At 68.6% G+C, this 18,431-nt stretch carries 16 protein-coding genes; 14 read left to right on the top strand and 2 right to left on the bottom strand.

Features of this window, described 5'->3' with window-relative positions; genetic code table 11:
• Window positions 1–83: 83 nt before the first annotated feature.
• The 5 genes from G6N18_RS07270 (at window position 84) to G6N18_RS07250 (ending at window position 3,623) form a co-directional block, all read left to right on the top strand.
• Window positions 84–938 (top strand): class I SAM-dependent methyltransferase, encoded by an 855-nt coding sequence (locus G6N18_RS07270; protein WP_083000011.1) that lies wholly within the window; start codon window positions 84–86, stop codon window positions 936–938.
• A gap of 144 nt (window positions 939–1,082) precedes the next feature.
• Entirely contained in the window at window positions 1,083–1,760 is a 678-nt protein-coding gene (locus G6N18_RS07265) for an energy-coupling factor ABC transporter permease (protein WP_083000012.1), read from the top strand.
• A complete protein-coding gene (locus G6N18_RS07260) occupies window positions 1,757–2,116 on the top strand; it encodes a PDGLE domain-containing protein (RefSeq protein ID WP_082999884.1) in 360 nt (119 codons plus the stop codon). Before G6N18_RS07265 ends, G6N18_RS07260 begins: the two co-directional genes overlap by 4 nt.
• 2 nt (window positions 2,117–2,118) lie before the next feature.
• Window positions 2,119–2,892: a cobalt ECF transporter T component CbiQ gene (gene cbiQ, locus G6N18_RS07255; protein ID WP_082999885.1), complete on the top strand. Its 774-nt coding sequence runs from the start codon at window positions 2,119–2,121 to the stop codon at window positions 2,890–2,892.
• Entirely contained in the window at window positions 2,889–3,623 is a 735-nt protein-coding gene (locus G6N18_RS07250; protein ID WP_082999886.1) for an energy-coupling factor ABC transporter ATP-binding protein, read from the top strand. Before cbiQ ends, G6N18_RS07250 begins: the two co-directional genes overlap by 4 nt.
• Here the strand turns inward: G6N18_RS07250 and mtr are convergent.
• Together mtr and G6N18_RS07240 are read right to left on the bottom strand one after the other, a co-directional pair.
• A complete protein-coding gene (mtr, locus tag G6N18_RS07245) occupies window positions 3,620–5,035 on the bottom strand; it encodes a mycothione reductase (RefSeq protein WP_067224984.1) in 1,416 nt (471 codons plus the stop codon). The genes G6N18_RS07250 and mtr overlap by 4 nt on opposite strands.
• Window positions 5,036–5,038: 3 nt before the next feature.
• Window positions 5,039–6,001, bottom strand: coding sequence for an alpha/beta hydrolase (locus G6N18_RS07240; protein WP_276060716.1), 963 nt, complete (start codon window positions 5,999–6,001; stop codon window positions 5,039–5,041).
• Between the two features lie 142 nt (window positions 6,002–6,143).
• Here G6N18_RS07240 and mqo point away from each other — a divergent pair, with 142 nt between their 5' ends.
• The 9 genes from mqo (at window position 6,144) to G6N18_RS07195 (ending at window position 18,428) form a co-directional block, all read left to right on the top strand.
• Window positions 6,144–7,700: a malate dehydrogenase (quinone) gene (mqo, locus tag G6N18_RS07235; RefSeq protein ID WP_082999888.1), complete on the top strand. Its 1,557-nt coding sequence runs from the start codon at window positions 6,144–6,146 to the stop codon at window positions 7,698–7,700.
• Entirely contained in the window at window positions 7,697–8,143 is a 447-nt protein-coding gene (locus G6N18_RS07230; RefSeq protein ID WP_067224982.1) for a GNAT family N-acetyltransferase, read from the top strand. Before mqo ends, G6N18_RS07230 begins: the two co-directional genes overlap by 4 nt.
• Window positions 8,140–9,960, top strand: a complete 1,821-nt coding sequence (locus G6N18_RS07225; protein ID WP_082999889.1) for a magnesium chelatase subunit D family protein — start codon at window positions 8,140–8,142, stop codon at window positions 9,958–9,960. The genes G6N18_RS07230 and G6N18_RS07225 overlap by 4 nt, the downstream gene beginning before the upstream one ends.
• Window positions 9,961–9,994: 34 nt before the next feature.
• Entirely contained in the window at window positions 9,995–10,609 is a 615-nt protein-coding gene (cobO, locus tag G6N18_RS07220; RefSeq protein WP_082999890.1) for a cob(I)yrinic acid a,c-diamide adenosyltransferase, read from the top strand.
• Between the two features lie 162 nt (window positions 10,610–10,771).
• Window positions 10,772–12,178 (top strand): cobyrinic acid a,c-diamide synthase CobB, encoded by a 1,407-nt coding sequence (locus tag G6N18_RS07215; RefSeq protein WP_083000013.1) that lies wholly within the window; start codon window positions 10,772–10,774, stop codon window positions 12,176–12,178.
• 22 nt (window positions 12,179–12,200) lie between these two features.
• Window positions 12,201–13,406, top strand: a complete 1,206-nt coding sequence (cobA, locus tag G6N18_RS07210; protein WP_067225126.1) for a uroporphyrinogen-III C-methyltransferase — start codon at window positions 12,201–12,203, stop codon at window positions 13,404–13,406.
• Between the two features lie 32 nt (window positions 13,407–13,438).
• The gene (locus tag G6N18_RS07205; protein WP_082999891.1) at window positions 13,439–15,031 is read left to right on the top strand and encodes an MFS transporter; all 1,593 of its coding nucleotides are present in this window, start codon (window positions 13,439–13,441) and stop codon (window positions 15,029–15,031) included.
• A gap of 97 nt (window positions 15,032–15,128) precedes the next feature.
• The gene (locus tag G6N18_RS07200) at window positions 15,129–16,646 is read left to right on the top strand and encodes an MFS transporter (protein WP_082999892.1); all 1,518 of its coding nucleotides are present in this window, start codon (window positions 15,129–15,131) and stop codon (window positions 16,644–16,646) included.
• Between the two features lie 27 nt (window positions 16,647–16,673).
• Window positions 16,674–18,428 (top strand): proline--tRNA ligase, encoded by a 1,755-nt coding sequence (locus G6N18_RS07195; RefSeq protein ID WP_082999893.1) that lies wholly within the window; start codon window positions 16,674–16,676, stop codon window positions 18,426–18,428.
• Window positions 18,429–18,431: the final 3 nt, after the last annotated feature.

Genomic DNA, 18,431 nt, shown 5'->3' with positions numbered 1-18,431 from the left:
CGAACGGCGTTGCGTGACGGATCGACGAAGAAACTTTGGTCAATGCGGTCTTGCCGCTCGCCGTCGGCTGGTTGCCTTGGTGGATGAGTACGGCAGAGCCGAAACCCGACGCGGCGGATCAGGATGCCGATCGGCAGTTGAAAGCCAAACACCGTGCGCTGTGGGCATCCGGCGACTACCCCGCCGTGGCCGCGGAACTGATCCCCGGCCTGGGGCCCGAACTCGTCCGCGCCTGCGGGGTGCGAGCCGGCGATCGGGTGCTCGACGTCGCGGCCGGTTCTGGAAACGCGGCGATCCCCGCTGCGGCGCTCGGCGCGGTCGTCACCGCAAGCGATCTCACCCCGGAGTTGTTCGACGCCGGACGCCGCATCGCCGCCGAACGCGGAGTGGACCTGGAGTGGGTGGAAGCCGACGCAGAAGCGTTGCCGTTCGCCGACGACAGTTTCGACATCGTGATGTCCTGCGTCGGTGCGATGTTCGCCCCCCATCACCAGGAGACCGCCGACGAGATGGTCCGTGTCGTCCGACCCGGCGGAACCATCGGGATGATCAACTGGACCCCGCAGGGCTTCATCGGCAACCTCTTCGCCACGATGAAGCCCTACGCGCCGCCGCCACCCCCTGGCGCGAGCCCGCCGCCGCGGTGGGGCGACGAGGAGCATGTCCGGGGGCTGTTCGGCGATCGGGTCGCCGAAGAGAACATGCGCAGGCAGACCGTGCGTCTCGAGCACTGCGCGACGGCCGCCGAGTTTCGCGAGTACTGGAAGCGCAATTACGGGCCGACCATCGCCGCGTACAAGTTCAACGCCGACGACCCCCAGCGCGTCGAGGCCCTGGACGCCGACTTCCTGGCGTTCCTGGAGAAGTGGAACAACGGCGACGACACCCGGGCGTTCTGGGAGGCCGAGTACCTGCTGGTGACCGCCGTCAAGCGGTGAGGCGATTTCGGTGTCGTTGGTAGCGCTAACCGCGACCGGCGACACCGAAATCACCTCCAAGGCGCCTCCAGCTGAACATCTGTTCAGCTAGACAGGTGTCGACCCAGGTTCTAGGGTTGCGGAGTGGCTTACCAGTACGTCGCCATGCACATGAGCGACGGCATCGTCAACGCACCGACCTCCGTCATCTTCGGCCTCATCGCCGTCGTGGCCGTCGCATTCTGCGCGTCCAAGGCGCGAAACGAACTCGACGAACGCACGGTGCCGCTGGCCGGATTGGTGGCCGCATTCATCTTCGCGGTGCAGATGGTGAACTTCCCGATTTTGCCGGGGGTGAGCGGACATCTGCTCGGCGGCGCCCTCGCGGCGATCCTGGTCGGCCCCTACACCGGGGCGCTGTGCATCGCGATCGTGCTGGTGGTGCAGGCGCTGCTGTTCGCCGACGGCGGGGTTACCGCGCTGGGCACCAACATCACCAACATGGCCGTGATCGGGGTGGCCGCCGGATATTCGACGGCTGTGCTGCTCTACGCCGCGGCCCGCAGGCGGGGTGACGTCCCGGTGGGCGGACTCGGTGTCATCGCGTTCCTCGCCGCGCTGATCGGAACGATCTGTGCGGCAATGGGATTCGTACTCGAGTACGCGATCGGCGGCGCGACAGCGACGTCGATGGGCGCCATCACCGGATACATGTTCGGCACTCATGCGCTGATCGGGGTCGGCGAGGGGCTGATCACCGCGGTCACCGTGATGGCCGTCGCGCGGTCGCGTCCCGACCTGGTGTACCTGTTGCGACGGACCCGACAGGAGGTTGCGGCATGAGCGCACGCTGGCGGTTCTGGACCGTGTTCGCCGCCGCCACCCTGCTGATCGCCGGCGTGGTGTCCTACTTCGCGAGCTCGAGCCCTGACGGGCTCGACTCGGCGACCCTGCGAGGCTGCGAAATCGTCGAGACCGCCGATGGCGAGGAACTGACCGGCGAGTGCATCGCCCAGCACGCCGACGAACACAGCCTTGCGGCCTCGCCGTTGGCCGACTACGCGATCGAAGGGCGCGACGGGACCGGCGGAGTCGCCGGCATCATCGGCGTGCTGGCGACGGTGGTGCTCGCGGGCTCGGTCTTCTGGTTGATCGCCCGCAGCCGCAAGGCGGGCGACAGTAGCGGGAGCCGGCGCTAGCCATGGGCGCGGGTGCCCATCCGCTCTACCGGCACGACGACTCCGTCGTGCACCGTGCCCCGGCCGAGGTCAAGATCGTGTGCCTGCTGGTGTTCGTGCTCGCCGTGGTCGCGACGCCGCGGGAGATGTTCTGGCCCTTCGCCGTCTACGCCGCGATCGTCGTCGTCGTCTGGCGGCTCGCGCGCATCCCCCTGCGATGGATCCTGCCGCGGATGCTGATCGAGACGCCGTTCCTGGTTCTGGCGGTGCTCCTGCCGTTCGCCGAGGGCGGCGAGCGTGTCGACGTGGCGGGGTTGCAGCTTTCGGTCACCGGACTCTGGGCGGCGTGGGGCATCGTCATCAAGGGCACGTTGGGGGTGGCGGCCGCGCTGACGGTGGCGGCCACCACGTCGACGACCGAGCTGCCGATGGCGTTGAGCAGGCTGGGAATGCCCGCCGTGGTGACCTCGGTGCTGGTGCTGATGATCCGCTATGTCGATCTGCTCACCGGCGAGGCCAGCCGCATGCGGATGGCACGCCTCTCGCGCGGCGACTCGCCGCGTGCCCTGCATCAGGCGGGCGCGATAGCCAAGGGGATCGGGGCATTGTTCCTGCGCTCCTACGAACGCGGCGAGCGGGTCTACGTGGCGATGCTGTCACGCGGGTTCGACGGCAGCGCACCAGATCTGGCGGTGATCGGGGCACCGCCGCGGGCGGCCGCGTCGCAGTGGGTGGTCGCAATGACACCCGCCGTCGCTGCGGTGGCGATCGCGACGGCGGCGTGGGTGCTGCGATGAACGCGGTCACCATCGAGGCACTGCGCCACGTTTACCCGGACGGCCAGGTGGCTCTCGACGGCGTCGACCTTGCCGTCGCACATGGAGAGCGCATCGCGGTGTTGGGGCCCAACGGCGCCGGCAAGACCACGCTGATGCTGCATCTGAACGGTGTGCTCACCGCGACGTCGGGCACGGTACGGATCGGCGATGCGGTGTTGACGCGCAAGACCATTCACGACGTTCGCAGGCGCGTCGGGCTCGTCTTCCAGGACCCCGACGACCAGTTGTTCATGCCGACCGTCGCCCAGGACGTGGCATTCGGCCCCGCCAACTTCGGGTTGCGCGGCGAGGAGTTGGCCGCGCGGGTACGGGAGGCGTTGCGGACCGTTTCGCTCACCGAACAGGCCAACCGCAGCCCCACCCACCTGTCGGCGGGCCAACGTCGCCGCGCGGCATTGGCGACCGTGCTGGCATGTGCGCCCGACATTCTCGTGCTCGACGAACCGTCGGCCAACCTCGATCCCGTAGCGCGCCGCGAACTGGCCGAAACCTTGTCCGGCCTCGAGGCGACGATGTTGATCGTCACGCACGACCTGCCGTACGCCGCCCAACTGTGCGAGCGGGCGGTGGTGATGGACCGCGGCGCGATTGTGGCCGACGGGCCGATCCGCGACGTCCTCTCGGATGCGGAACTTCTTGCCGCACACCGCCTGGAACTGCCCTGGGGTTTCGAGGTGCCGGCGCCCTAGTGGCGTTTGGACGGCGGCCACGGCGGTTCACCGCAGAGCGCCAGCAGCGCGTTCTCGATGATCTCCGGTAACGCGGGATGAATCCAGTACTGCCCGCGCGCCATGTCCTGGGCAGGCAGATCGAAGGCCATCGCCTGAATGATGGGCTGGATCAGCGACGACGCCTGATGGCCCATGATGTGTGCGCCGAGCAGCAGGCCGGTGTCGTCGTCGACGACCAGCTTGGCGATACCGGTGGTGTCCTCCATCGCCCAGCCGTAGGCGACGTCACTGTAGTCCTGAATTTTGACCTTGATCCGGAATCCTTTTGCGCGCGCCTCGTTTTCGGTCAAGCCGACGCTGGCGATCTGCGGGTCGGTGAACACCGCCGAGGGCACATGGCGATGGTTGGCCGCCACCAGCGCATCCGTGTCGTCCCAGTCCTGCAGCAGATTGTGCTTGACGACGCGTGCTTCGTGGTTGGCGACGTGCTTGAGCTGAAAGTCCGAAGACACGTCGCCGAGCGCAAAAACGCCTCGCGCCGTGGTGCGTTGATATTCGTCGACGACGACCTGTCCGCCGGCGGTGACCTTCACACCGGCGTGCTCGGCGTCGAGCAGGTCGCCGTTGGGAACGCGGCCCGTCGCCACCAGCAGCGCGTCGCCGCGCAGCTTCGAGCCGTCCTGGCACGTGATCTCGACTCCTCCGCCGACCTCACGGGCATCCGCCAGTTCGTGATGGTTGCGCACCTCCCACTTCTTGGCGGCGATGTCGGTGAAGCGCATGGCGATGTCGTCGTCGTGACCGCGCAGCAGCGTGCTGCCGCGGATCAGCAGCGTCACGCGGCTGCCCAGGGAGGAGAAGATGTGGGCGAACTCGCAGGCGACGAACCCGCCGCCGACGATGATGAGGTGCTCGGGCACATCGGTGATGCGCATGATCGTGTCACTGGTGTGGTACGGCGCACCACATTCCGCGACCGCGTCGGGGACCACGGCCCGCGAACCGGCGGCAATCACCACCTGGTCGGCAGTGAACTCCTCACCGTCGTCGGTGCGCATCACGTAGCGGCCGTCGGGCCGAGTCGGCCGGAACCTCGCGTGGCTGCCGAACACCGCCACGTTGGGCGAGGACCGGCGGTAGTTCTCCCCGCTCATCGCGATCGGGTCGATCCGCCCGAACACTCGCGAGACGATGTCGGGCCACCGCACGGCGTCGACATGGGCATCGACGCCGTACCGCGATGCCTCCCTGACGTCCTGCGCGATGCCGGCCGCGTAGACGAACATCTTCGTCGGGATGCACCCGACGTTGAGGCACGTGCCGCCGAAGATCCCCTGCTCGCAGATCGCCACCTTCTTGTCGACGTATCGCTCGTCGAGAATCGTGTTGCCGGAGCCGGTTCCGATGATCGCGAGGTCGAAGTGCGTCATGGGTCAGCCTCCTCGGGATTGGGTGGTGGTATCGGAGCGGTGGGTGAGATACCAGTTGAGCCAGCCGGTCAGCTCGTCGTAGGCGGCCTGCCGCGGTTCGGGCATCGACAGGAACACGTCGTGCTTGGCGTCGACGATCGGCACGACCGTGGTCCGATTGCCGATGCATCCGGCCCACCGGGCGATCTGCCTGACGTCGAGCACCGCGTCGCCGCGCTGGATCGAGTCAGGATCCCGGGCCTCGCGAACGCTGCGGTCCGAGCGCAGGATGAGGTTGGGCACGCCGACGTCGAGCCCGCGGTGCAGTTTCGCGTGGCCCCGGCGGATGGCGTGGATCCAGCCGGTCCTGACCGGAAAGCCGCCGATCGGCTTCCACCTCAGGTCGTAGTCGAAGTCGCCGTGGTAGTCGCGGTGCAGTGTGGTGCCGTATCCACCCTCGGTCGGTGGGCGCACCACCAGCCGTTTGCGAAACCGCGAGACCGCGCCCAGCGCGGCGCGGGTCGGCGCGGCCCGCAGGATCGAGGGCCCTTGCAGATCCAGCCAGGGGCTGTTGAGCACAAGACCGCCGACGCGTTTGCGGCCGGTCAGCCCGCGGCTGCGCAACCGGTCCAGCCACAGCGACACGATGAGTCCACCGGCCGAATGCCCGTACACCAACACCTCCGCCGGTGACACCGAGGCGATGATGTCGAGCGCGCGCTCGAGCTCCACGTGGTAGCGGGTCAGGTCGGTGGTGAAGTGCGGGGTCTGGCCCTCCCGCCACGACCGGCCGCATTTGTGCAGGTCGACGGCGTAGAAGGCAAATCCCCGCACGGCGAAGTGGTCGGCGAGCTCGGTGTTGAAGAAGTAGTCGGTGAACCCGTGCACCAACAGCACCGCACGGGTGGCCGACGGATCTGGCTCACCGCGGCGGACCAGTGTCGCGACGAGTTCACCCTCGCCGTCCGGGTCTGTGCCGAGGGCCATCGTGTGTTGCCAGTAGCCCGGCAGTACGTCGGCCTTCCAGTCGGGCACGACAGCAACGATAGTCGGCGCAGCCGAGCCTTCTGCGGTGAAGCAGTCCCACTTCGTGCGCGGGGATTGAGATGCCCGTCTGCGGGCTAACCTCATGACCGACCATGACCGCGACCAAGAAGGACAACCGCGTCCAGCGTCTGGGGGACTGACAGTGGCTGACGACCAGAGGACGGATGTCGTGCTCGTCGGGGCGGGCATCATGAGCGGCACGCTGGGCGCCATGTTGCGGATACTGGAGCCGGATCTGTCGATCACGCTCATCGAGCGCCTCGACGGGGCGGCAGCCGAAAGCAGCGATGCGTGGAATAACGCGGGCACCGGCCACTCGGCGCTGTGCGAACTCAACTACACCCCGCAGAAACCCGACGGCTCGATCGACATTTCCAAAGCGGTGCGGGTCAACGAACAATTCCAGGTGACCCGCCAGTTCTGGGCGTATGCCGTGGAGAACGGGTTGATCAGCGATCCGCGCAGCTTCCTCAATCCCGTTCCGCATGTGAGCTTCGTCCACGGCGCGGCCAATGTGAAGTACCTACGGCGCCGCTACGACGCGTTGGTGACCAATCCGCTGTTCGCCGGCATGGAGTTCATCGACGACGAGGGCGAGTTCGCCCGGCGACTGCCGCTGATGGCCGAGAAGCGCGACTTCTCCGAACCGGTGGCGCTGAACTGGACTCGGCAGGGCACCGACGTCGACTTCGGTGCGCTGTCGCGCCAACTCATCGGTTACGTCGCACAGCGCGGCATGACCACCCGATTCGGGCATGAGGTGCGTGACCTGCGCCAAGAGTCCGACGGCTCGTGGACGCTGAAGGTGGAAAACCTGCGTACCGGCCGGACCAGCAAGCTCAAATCCAAGTTCGTCTTCGTCGGTGCGGGCGGCGGGGCGCTGAACCTGCTGCAGAAGGCGGGCATGAAGGAGGCCAAGGGCTTCGGCGGCTTCCCGGTCAGCGGCAAGTTCCTGCGCACCGACGTATCGAGCTTGACCGCGGCGCATCGGGCCAAGGTGTACGGCCAGCCTCCGGTGGGCGCGCCGCCGATGTCGGTTCCGCACCTGGACGCCCGAATGATCAACGGCAAATCGTGGTTGCTGTTCGGGCCGTTCGCGGGCTGGTCTCCGAAATTCCTCAAACAGGGCGACGTCTTCGACCTGCCCGAGTCCATCACGCTGACCAACGTCGCATCCCTGGTCAACGTCGGGCTCACCCAGTTCGGGTTGCTGAAGTATCTTGTCGGTCAGTTGATGCTGTCCGACGCCGAACGAATCGACGCGCTTCGCGAATTCGCGCCTAGCGCAAGGGAATCGGACTGGGAGCTTAACGTCGCCGGGCAACGGGTCCAGGTCATCTGCGGCGCCAAGGGCAAGGGTGTGTTGGACTTCGGCACGACCGTACTGGCCGCCGGCGACGGCACCATCGCGGGACTACTCGGCGCATCGCCAGGGGCGTCGACCGCGGTGCCCGCGATGCTCGACGTGATGCAGCGCTGCTTCGCCCAGCGCTACCAGGCGTGGCTGCCCAAACTGCAGGAGATGGTGCCGTCGCTGGGCCATGAGTTGTCCTCGGAGCCGGCGCTGTTCGACGACGTGTGGTCGCACGGGACCCGGGTGCTGCGGCTCGACGAATCCTCGGCGGTGACCGCCGGATGACGGTTGCGCTGCGCCGCAGCTGGTCGCGCGACCTCGACGCCGCAATGCTCTACGAACTGCTGAAGCTGCGGGTGGAGGTGTTCGTGGTGGAGCAGGCCACCCCGTACCCCGAACTCGACGGTCGTGACCTGCTGGCCGAGACACGGCACTTCTGGTTGGAAACCCCCACCGGCGAAGTCATTTCGACGTTGCGGCTGATGGAGGAACATCCCGGCGGGCAGAAGGGCTTCCGGATCGGGCGGGTGTGCACCAAGCGGGAGGCCCGCGGGCACGGGCACGGCACCCGGCTGCTGCAGGCCGCGCTGGCCGAGGTGGGGGACTATCCCTGCCGGATCGACTCGCAGACATACCTGGCCGACATGTACGCCCGCATCGGCTTCGTCCGCGACGGTGAGGAGTTCCTGGAGGACGGCATTCCGCACGTCCCTATGCTGAAGCCGTGACATACCCGTTCAGCGCGATAGTCGGACACGACCGCCTGCGGCTGGCGCTGCTGCTGTGCGCGATCCGTCCCGACATCGGCGGGGTGCTGATCCGCGGCGAGAAGGGCACCGCGAAATCGACCGCGGTGCGGGGTCTGGCCAAAGTGCTCGAGGCGGTCGACGGAGCCGCGCTGGTCGAGCTGCCGATCGGCGCCACCGAGGACCGTGTCGTCGGGTCGCTGGATCTGCAGAAGGTGCTGCGCGACGGTGAGCACGCGTTCTCGCCGGGACTGCTGGCCCGCGCGCACGGCGGCGTGCTGTATGTCGACGAGGTCAACCTGCTGCACGACCACCTGGTCGACGTGCTGCTCGATGCCGCGGCGATGGGCCGGGTGCACGTCGAACGCGACGGGGTTTCGCACAGCCACGACGCCCGGTTCGTCCTGATCGGAACCATGAATCCCGAAGAGGGCGAACTGCGTCCGCAGCTGCTCGACCGGTTCGGGTTGACCGTCGACGTGCGGGCGTCCCGCGAGGTCGACGTCCGCGTCGACGTGATCCGTCAGCGGATGGCGTACGAGACCGATCCGGCCGGGTTCACGCAGAGCTACGCCGATGCGGACACCGAGCTGGCCCGCCGCGTCGCCGCCGCACGCGCCGCGGTCGGCTCGATTTCGTTGCCGGACAGCGAGTTACGGCGCATCGCGGCGTTGTGTGCGGCCTTCGACGTGGACGGTATGCGTGCCGACCTGGTGGTCGCCAGAACCGCCGTCGCGCATGCCGCGTGGCGCGGCGCCGACACGGTGGCCGAGGAGGACATCCGCGTCGCCGCCGAACTCGCGCTGCCGCACCGCCGGCGACGCGACCCGTTCGACGACCCCGGCCTGGACCCCGGACAACTCGACGACGCGATGGCGCAGGCCGACGAGGCCGCCGACGGAGATCCCGAACCCGAGCCGGACCCGCCGAGCGGCGGCACACCGGAGAATGGTTCGGATGGCCAAGCGGCCCAACAGTCTTCGGGTGAGGCCTCGCGACCGAGTGCCCCGCCGTCGGCGGTCTTCCGCACCCGGTCGCTCGTCGTCCCCGGCGTGGGTGAGGGAGCGCCTGGCCGACGGTCGCGTGCGCGTAACCGCACGGGCAAGACGATCGCGGCCACCAGCGACGAGGCGAGCGGTCACGGCGTACACGTGTTCGGCACGCTGTTGGCTGCCGTGGAGCGCCAGCGCGGTCCGGGCCGGCCCCGGCCCGCGCCGGGCGATGTGCGGCGGGCGATCCGCGAAGGACGCGAAGGCAACCTGGTGATCTTCGTCGTCGACGCGTCGGGTTCGATGGCCGCGCGGGACCGGATGTCCGCGGTCGGCGGCGCGACGCTGTCGCTGCTGCGTGACGCCTACCAACGGCGCGACAAGATCGCCGTCATCACCTTCCGCCAGCAGGCCGCCCAGGTGCTGCTGCCGCCGACGTCGTCGGTCCACATCGCGAGCAGGCGCCTGGCCCGATTCGACACCGGCGGCAGGACGCCTCTGGCGCAGGGGCTGTTGGCGGCCCGCGACCTCGTCGTTCGCGAGAAGGCACGCGACCGCGCCCGGCGCAGCCTGGTGGTCGTGCTGACCGACGGCCGGGCCACCGGTGGCCCCGACCCGTTGGGCCGCGCGCGCGAGGCCGCCGCCCGGTTGGTCGCCGAACGCGCCGCCGCGGTGGTGGTGGACTGCGAGACCTCATATGTGCGGTTGGGGCTGGCCGAAGAGCTCGCCAAGCAGTTGGGCGCCCCGGCGGTGCGGCTGGCCGAGCTGCGGGCCGAGAGCCTCACCGACGTGGTCCGCACCGCCGCCTGATCTGGGCGCAGACGAAAGTAGGGGAAGTCACGTCATGCCTCAAGGCCAGCCGCTCACCGTCCCCGACGACGGGTTGACCACGCGCGCACGCCGCAACGCTCCGCTGCTCGCGGTGCACACCGGCGCCGGCAAGGGCAAGTCGACTGCGGCGTTCGGGATGGCGCTGCGCGCGTGGAACCAGGGCTTCGACATCGCGGTGTTCCAGTTCGTCAAGAGCGCCAAATGGAAAGTGGGCGAAGAAGCGGCCTTCCGTGAACTCGGCAAGCTGCACGACGAGCACGGCGTCGGCGGACCGGTGCAGTGGCACAAGATGGGGTCCGGTTGGTCGTGGACCCGCAAGCACGGTAACGAGGTCGACCACGCCGCCGCCGCGGCCGATGGTTGGGCCGAGATCGCGCGGCGGCTCGCCGATGAGCGTCACGACTTCTATGTGCTCGACGAATTCACCTACCCGCTGAAGTGGGGATGGATCGACGTCGAAGAGGTGATCGAGGCGATCCGCACCCGGCCCGGCACGCAGCATGTCGTCATCACCGGCCGCGACGCGCCGCAGCCACTACTCGACGCCGCGGATCTGGTGACCGAGATGACGAAGGTCAAGCATCCGATGGACGTCGGCCGTAAGGGGCAGAAAGGCATCGAGTGGTGACCCGCTTTTGCCCTTCTGCGCGAGCGTGCGTGTTTGTACACAACACGCCCGGCGAAGTAGGCCGCTAATGCACGCTCACACCGGCGCGAGCGTGCGCAAAGTGTTGAATTTCCGCGGTGTGTCGTGTGCAAACACGCACGCTCGCGGGCCGAGGTGGCCGGCGTGACGCGCTCCACGCCCGCTGTGGTGATCGCCGCGCCCGCTTCGGGCAGCGGCAAGACCACCGTGGCGACGGGTCTGATGGGCGCGCTGCGGCGCGCGGGCCGGGCCGTCGCGCCGTTCAAGGTGGGCCCCGACTACATCGACCCCGGCTACCACTCGCTGGCCGCTCGCCGGCCCGGCCGCAACCTGGACCCGGTGCTGCAGGGTGAGCGACTGATCGGGCCGCTGTACCGCCACGGCACTGCCGGCGCCGACATCGCGGTCATCGAGGGTGTGATGGGGCTGTTCGACGGGCGCATCGCCGAGGATTCGCGGAGCTCGACGTTCGGCTCCACCGCGCACGTGGCCGCGCTGCTCGGCGCGCCGGTCGTCATGGTCGTCGACGCGCGCGGGCAGAGCCACAGCATCGCCGCGCTGCTGCACGGGTTCTCGACGTTCGACCCATCGGTTCACGTCGCCGGGGTGATCCTAAACCGGGTCGGATCGCCGCGCCACGAGGAGGCCTTGCGGCAGGCCTGCGAACATGCGGGCGTCCGAGTGTTCGGCGCGATCCCGCGGACCGACGAATTGTCCGTCCCGTCAAGGCATCTCGGGCTTGTCACCGCGGTCGAACACGGCGATCGGGCGCATGCGGCGGTCGAGGCGATGACCGCGCTCGTCGGCCGCCATGTCGACCTCGTCGGGATCACCGCGCTGGCCGGCAGCCGGGTCATGGACGATCCGTGGGACGCCGAGGAGGTGACCCCCGTCGGCGGAAACGCCACGGTGGCGCTGGCGTCGGGCCGGGCCTTCAGCTTCAGCTACGCCGAGCACCGCGAACTGCTCGCCGCGGCCGGTGCCGAGGTCGCCGAGTTCGACCCGCTGACCGATCCGCTGCCCCCACGCACGTCGGCCCTCGTCATACCCGGTGGTTTCCCCGAGGAGTTCGTCGCCGACCTGTCGGCCAACGACGTCGCGCGTACGCAGATCAGGCACTTGGCTGCATCGGGTGCGCCGGTGCATGCCGAATGCGCGGGGCTGACCTATCTCGTCGACGACCTCGACGGCCATCCCATGTGCGGTGTGTTGTCCGGGTCGGCGACATTCACCGACCGCCTCACCCTCGGGTACCGCGAAGCGGTCGTAGTCGCAGATTCGCCGTTGCACTGCATCGGCGACCGGGTGATGGGGCACGAATTCCACCGCACGGCAGTCACTTTCGTCAACAGCTACGCGCCCGCCTGGATCTTCTCCGAAGCCGGGGTAACGCGGACGCAGGACGGCGCCGTGGCCGGCGGCGTGCACGCCGGCTACCTGCACACCCATCCCGTCGCCCACCCGCAAGCGATCAGCCGCTTCGTGGCCGCGGCGGCAACCTCTAAGCTCGCGCCGATGAGCCGCTTGCGCGAAGGGGATCGGACCCAGTGACGCGGACGCGAGGAGCAGTGTGATTTCCGAGAACGCCTACCTCGTCGGCCTGCGCCTGACGGGCAGGAAGGTTGTCGTCGTCGGCGGCGGCAGCGTGGCGCAGCGTCGCTTGCCGCTTCTGGTGGCCAACGGCGCCGACGTGCACGTGATCGCCCGCGAAGTCACCCCGGTGGTCGAGGCGATGGCCGGAATCACACTGCTGCTGCGCGAGTTTCGCGCCGGCGACCTCGAAGGCACCTGGTACGCGATCGCGGCCACCGACGATCCCGAGGTCAACGCCGCCGTCGTCGCCGAGGCCGAACGCCGCCACATCTTCTGTGTGCGAGCCGATGTCGCCGTCGAGGGCACCGCGGTCACCCCGGCGTCGTTCGAGTACGAGGGGCTGTCGGTCGGCGTGCTCGCCGGCGGGGAGCACCGACGGTCAGCGGCGATCAGGTCGGCGATCCACGAGGCCATGCAACGAGGGCTCATCGCACCGGACATGTCGGCGACCCCCGATGTCGTCCACGGCGGCGTGGCGCTGGTCGGCGGCGGTCCGGGCGACCCGGAGCTGATCACCGTCCGCGGCCGCCGGCTACTGGCGCACGCCGAGGTCGTCGTGGCAGACCGCCTAGCGCCGCAGGAACTGCTGGCCGAACTGTCACCACACGTCGAGGTCATCGACGCTTCCAAGATCCCGTACGGCCGGGCCATGGCCCAGGAGGCGATCAACGGCATCCTCATCGACCGCGCGAAGGCCGGCAAGTTCGTCGTCCGACTCAAAGGCGGCGACCCGTTCGTGTTCGCGCGCGGCTACGAAGAGGTGCTCGCGTGCGCCGAGGCCGGAATCCCGGTCACGGTCGTGCCCGGTGTGACGAGCGCCATCGGCGTGCCCGCGCTGGCCGGTGTCCCGGTCACCCACCGCCACGTCACGCATGAGTTCGTGGTGGTCAGCGGCCACGTGGCGCCCGGACATCCGGAATCGTTAGTGAATTGGAATGCCCTTGCCCAGCTGTCCGGGACCATCGTGTTGCTGATGGCGGTCGAACGCATCGAGCTTTTCGCCAATGTCTTGCTCGAAGGCGGACGACCTGCGGATACACCGGTGTTGGTGGTGCAGCACGGCACGACGGCGGCGCAACGCACTTTGCGTGCCACTCTGGCAGATGCGGCAGAACGCATTCGGGACGACGGAATTCGGCCGCCGGCGATCATCGTGATCGGCCCCGTGGCCGCCTTCGGCGGTTAAAGGATTCTTAAGAGTACTGTAAGGTAACCCGCATGACGGCTCTCAATGACGCAGAGCGTGCTGCCATGCGCCGTGACGCCGAGGGTGGGGCAAACCAACCGTTTTCACTACGCCCGCAGAAGAGCGCTGTGCGGTCCGCGGGGGATCGAACCAGCAGGTATCCGGCGTGGCTGCCGTCGCGGCGGTTCATCGCCGCGGTCATCGCGATCGGCGGCATGCAACTGCTCGCGACCATGGACAGCACCGTCGCCATCGTCGCGCTTCCCAAGATCCAGGACGAGCTGAGCCTGTCCGACGCCGGCCGCAGCTGGGTCATCACGGCTTACGTGCTGACGTTCGGCGGGCTGATGCTGCTCGGTGGACGGCTGGGCGACACGATCGGTCGCAAGCGCACTTTCATCGTCGGCGTCGCGCTGTTCACCATCGCCTCGATCCTGTGCGGCCTCGCGTGGAACGAGGCGACGCTGGTGGTCGCCCGGCTGCTGCAGGGCGTAGGCGCGGCGATCGCGTCACCGACCGCGCTGGCGCTGATCGCGACCACCTTCCCGAAGGGTCCCGCCCGCAACGCCGCCACGGCGATCTTCGCCGCGATGACGGGTATCGGCTCGGTGATGGGTCTGATCATCGGTGGGGCGTTGACCGAGGTGTCGTGGCGGTGGGCGTTCCTGATCAACGTGCCGATCGGGTTGGTGATGATCCACCTGGCCCGCAGGACGCTGCGTGAGACCAGCCGCGAGCGGCTCAAGCTGGACGCCACGGGCGCGATCCTGGCCACCCTCGGCTGTACCGCCGCGGTGTTCGGGTTCTCGATGGGGCCCGAGCAGGGCTGGCTGTCGCCCATCACGCTGGGTTCCGGGCTCGCCGCAGCGGCGGCGCTGCTCGCGTTCCTCTACGTCGAGCGCACCGCCGCCAACCCCGTCATGCCGTTCGACCTGTTCAAGGACCGCAACCGGGTCGCCACGTTCGCGGCGATCTTCCTCGCGGGCGGCGTCATGTTCACGCTGACCGTGCTGATCGGGCTGTACGTGCAGGACATCATGGGCTACAGCGCGTTGCGCGCCGGCATCGGGTTCATCCCGTTCGTGATCGCGCTCGGCATCGGCCTCGGCCTGTCGTCGGCCCTGGTGTCGCGGTTCCCGCCGCGGATACTGGTCATCGCCGGTGGCGTGCTGGTGCTCGGTGCGATGATCTACGGTTCCACGCTCGACGCGAATATCCCGTACTTCCCGAACCTGGTGCTGCCGATCACGATCGGCGGCATGGGTATCGGCATGATCGTCGTTCCGCTGACCCTGTCAGCGATCGCAGGCGTCGGCTTCGACCAGATCGGCCCGGTGTCGGCCATCGCGCTGATGCTGCAGAACCTCGGCGGCCCCGTCGTGCTCGCCGTGATCCAGGCCGTGATCACCTCGCGCACGCTGTATCTGGGCGGCACCACCGGACCGGTCAACGACATGAACGCCGCGCAATTGCATGCCCTCGATCAGGGCTACACATATGGCCTGCTGTGGGTGGCCGCGGTCGCGGTGATCGTGGGCGGTGCAGCGCTGTTCATCGGCTACAGCGCATCGCAGGTCGCGCATGCGCAGGAAGTCAAGGACGCGATCGACTCCGGAGAGCTTTAGCTCGACATTCGACTCCGGAGAGTTGTGATTCGGGCGTAGCTGGTCGCGCTCAGCGTTACCGACTACACCGAAATCGCACTCGGTAGGGTGGCTGTCCATGTCTGCCGTCGGTGGTTCCTCCGGACCGACAGACCGCCCGGCGCCGCCCGCCGCGTTACCGCTGGCTTCGTCGGTGTTGGGTCCGGCGATCATCGCGATCACCGGCATGCAGCTCATGTCGACCCTCGACGGCACCATCGTGATCGTCGCGCTGCCGCGGATGCAGGCGGATCTCGGCCTCACCGACGCGAGCAAGAGCTGGGTGATCACCGCCTATGTCCTGGCGTTCGGCGGCCTGCTGCTGCTCGGCGGGCGCGTCGGCGACGCGATCGGTCACAAGCGTGCGTTCCTGTCCGGCGTCGGCGTCTTCACGATCGCCTCGCTGGTGTGCGGACTGGCCACGGACCCGGCCACCCTGATCGTCGCCCGAGCGGTGCAGGGCACCGGCGCGGCAGTCGCGGCGCCCACCGGCCTCGCGCTGATCGCGACGACGTACGCGGTCGGGCAGGCGCGTAACCGCGCCCTGGCCATATCGGCGGCCATGCAGGGCATCGGCTCGGTGATGGGGCTGGTGCTCGGCGGCGCGCTCACCGTGATCTCCTGGCGGCTGGCCTTTTTGATCAACGTGCCGATCGGCATCGTGATCATCGTCATCGCGGTCACCCGGCTGGCCGAGACCCAGCACGAAAGACTCAAACTCGACGTCACCGGCGCGGCGCTGGCCACGCTGGGCTGCACATCTGCGGTGCTCGTCTTCACGCAGGGCCCGCCGCGCGGGTGGATCGATCCGCTGGTGATCGGCGCCGCGGTGGCGTCGGCGATCTTCTTCATCAGCTTCCTGCTCGTCGAGCGCACCGCGCAGCACCCGATCGTCCCGTTCTCGGTGTTCGACAACCGCAACCGGGTGATGACGTTCGTCGCGCTGTTCCTCGCGGGCGGCGTGCTGCTGACCCTGACCGTGATGATCGGGCTGCTGGTGCAGGACGTTTTGGGCTACTCGGCGCTGCAGGCCGGCATCTGCTTCATCCCGTTTGCGCTCGCGTTCGGGGTGGGCACCGCGGTCGCGGCCCGGCTGGCCCCGCACGTCGCGCCGCGCTGGCTGATCCTCGGCGGCGGGCTGTTCGTGCTAGGCGCGATGCTGTACGGCTCCACCCTGGACCGCAGCATCCCGTACTTCCCGGACTTGTTCGCGCCGATCGTCGTGGGCGGCTTCGGCATCGGGGCGATCGCGGTGATCCTGCCGCTGTGCGCGATCGCCGGGGTGGGCCCGGGCGAGATCGGCCCGGTGTCGTCGATCACGCTGATGGTGCAGAACCTCGGTGGCCCGCTGGTACTCGTCGTCATCCAGGCCGTGCAGACCTCGCGCACGCTGTATCTGGGCGGCACCACCGGGCCGGTCAAGGACATGACGCCGGCCCAGCTCGACGCGCTCGGCCACGGCTACACCTACTCGCTGCTGTGGGTCGCCGGCGTAGCGGTGATCGTCGGCATCGCCGCGTTCTGGATCGGCTTCTCGGCGCGCCAGATCGCCACCGCGCAGCACACTCGAGAAGCCGTGGAGGCCGGCGAGCTGTAACCGAGGCCATCAGTAAGGTTGTCGACTGTGATCACCCGCATGTCGGAGCTGTTCCTGCGCACCCTGCGCGACGATCCGGCCGACGCCGAAGTGCCCAGCCACAAACTGCTGATCCGCGCCGGCTACGTCCGACCCGTCGGGCCCGGGCTGTACAGCTGGCTGCCGCTCGGACTGCGGGTGCTGCGCAACATCGAGGCCGTCGTGCGCGCCGAGATGAACGCCATCGGGGGGCAGGAGATCCTGTTCCCGGCGCTGCTGCCCCGCGGGCCGTACGAGGCGACGAACCGCTGGACCGAGTACGGCGACGCGCTCTTTCGGCTGCAGGACCGCCGCAGCAACGACTACCTGCTGGGGCCCACCCACGAGGAGTTCTTCACGCTCACGGTGAAGGGCGAGTACTCCTCGTACAAGGATTTCCCGCTGCGGCTGTACCAGATCCAGACCAAGTACCGCGACGAGGCCAGGCCGCGCGCCGGCATCCTGCGCGGCCGCGAGTTCCTGATGAAGGACTCGTACTCGTTCGACGTCGACGACGACGGGCTCAAGAAGGCCTATCACGCCCACCGCGAGGCGTATCAGCGGATCTTCGGGCGTCTCGGCGTGCGCTACGTGATCGTCTCGGCGGTGTCGGGCGCGATGGGCGGCAGCGCCTCCGAGGAGTTTCTCGCCGAGAGCGAGATCGGTGAGGACACCTACGTGCGCTGCCTCGAATCCGGGTACGCCGCCAACGTCGAGGCCGTCATCACCGCCGTGCCGGACGCGCTGCCGATCGAGGGCCAACCCGAGGCCAAGGTCTACGACACCCCCGACACCCCGACGATCGCCACGCTGGTCGACTGGGCCAACTCGGCGTTGGAGCGCACCGTCACGGCCGCCGACACCCTCAAGAACGTGATGCTCAAGGTCCGTGAGCCCGGCGGCGAATGGGAACTGCTGGGCGTCGGTGTGCCCGGCGACCGGGAGGTCGACGACAAGCGCCTGGGCGCGGCGCTGGAACCGGCGGAGTACGCGTTGCTCGACGATGCCGACTTCGCCAAGTACCCGTTCCTCGCGAAGGGGTACATCGGCCCGAAAGCGTTGTTGGCCAACGGCGTTCGTTACCTCGTTGATCCGCGTGTCGTCGACGGCACGTCGTGGATCACCGGCGCAGACGAGCCGGGCAAGCATGTGGTCGGCCTGGTCGCGGGGCGCGACTTCGTCCCCGACGGCACGATCGAGGCGGCCGAGGTCCGCGAAGGCGACCCGTCGCCGGACGGGGCCGGGCCGCTGGTGGCCGCCCGCGGCATCGAGATCGGCCACGTCTTCCAGTTAGGCCGCAAGTACGCCGACGCGTTCGAGGTCGACGTGCTCGGCGAGGACGGCAAGCCGGTTCGATTGACCATGGGCTCCTACGGCGTTGGGGTGTCGCGACTCGTCGCAGTCATCGCCGAACAACACCACGACGAGATCGGGCTGCGCTGGCCGTCGTCGGTGGCGCCGTTCGACGTGCACGTGGTGATCGCCAACAAGGACAGCGCCGCGCGCGCCGGCGCCGAGGAGTTGGCGGCCGACCTCGATCGGCTCGGACACGAAGTGCTGCTCGACGACCGGCAGGCCTCGCCCGGGGTCAAGTTCAAGGACGCCGAACTGCTCGGTATGCCCTGGATCGTCGTGGTCGGCCGCGGCTGGGCCGACGGCGTGGTGGAGCTTCGCAACCGGTTCACGGGGGAGACGCGCGAGATTCCCGTCGACGCCGCGGCAGCCGACATCGCGGCGGCGCTTGCATCGCCGAACGTGCGCTGAGCG

Source organism: Mycolicibacterium celeriflavum, from assembly GCF_010731795.1.
In the GTDB taxonomy this organism is placed as follows: Bacteria; Actinomycetota; Actinomycetes; order Mycobacteriales; family Mycobacteriaceae; genus Mycobacterium; species Mycobacterium celeriflavum.
The sequence above is the reverse complement of the archived record's forward strand: the minus strand, read 5'-3'. Positions and strand labels throughout refer to the sequence as shown.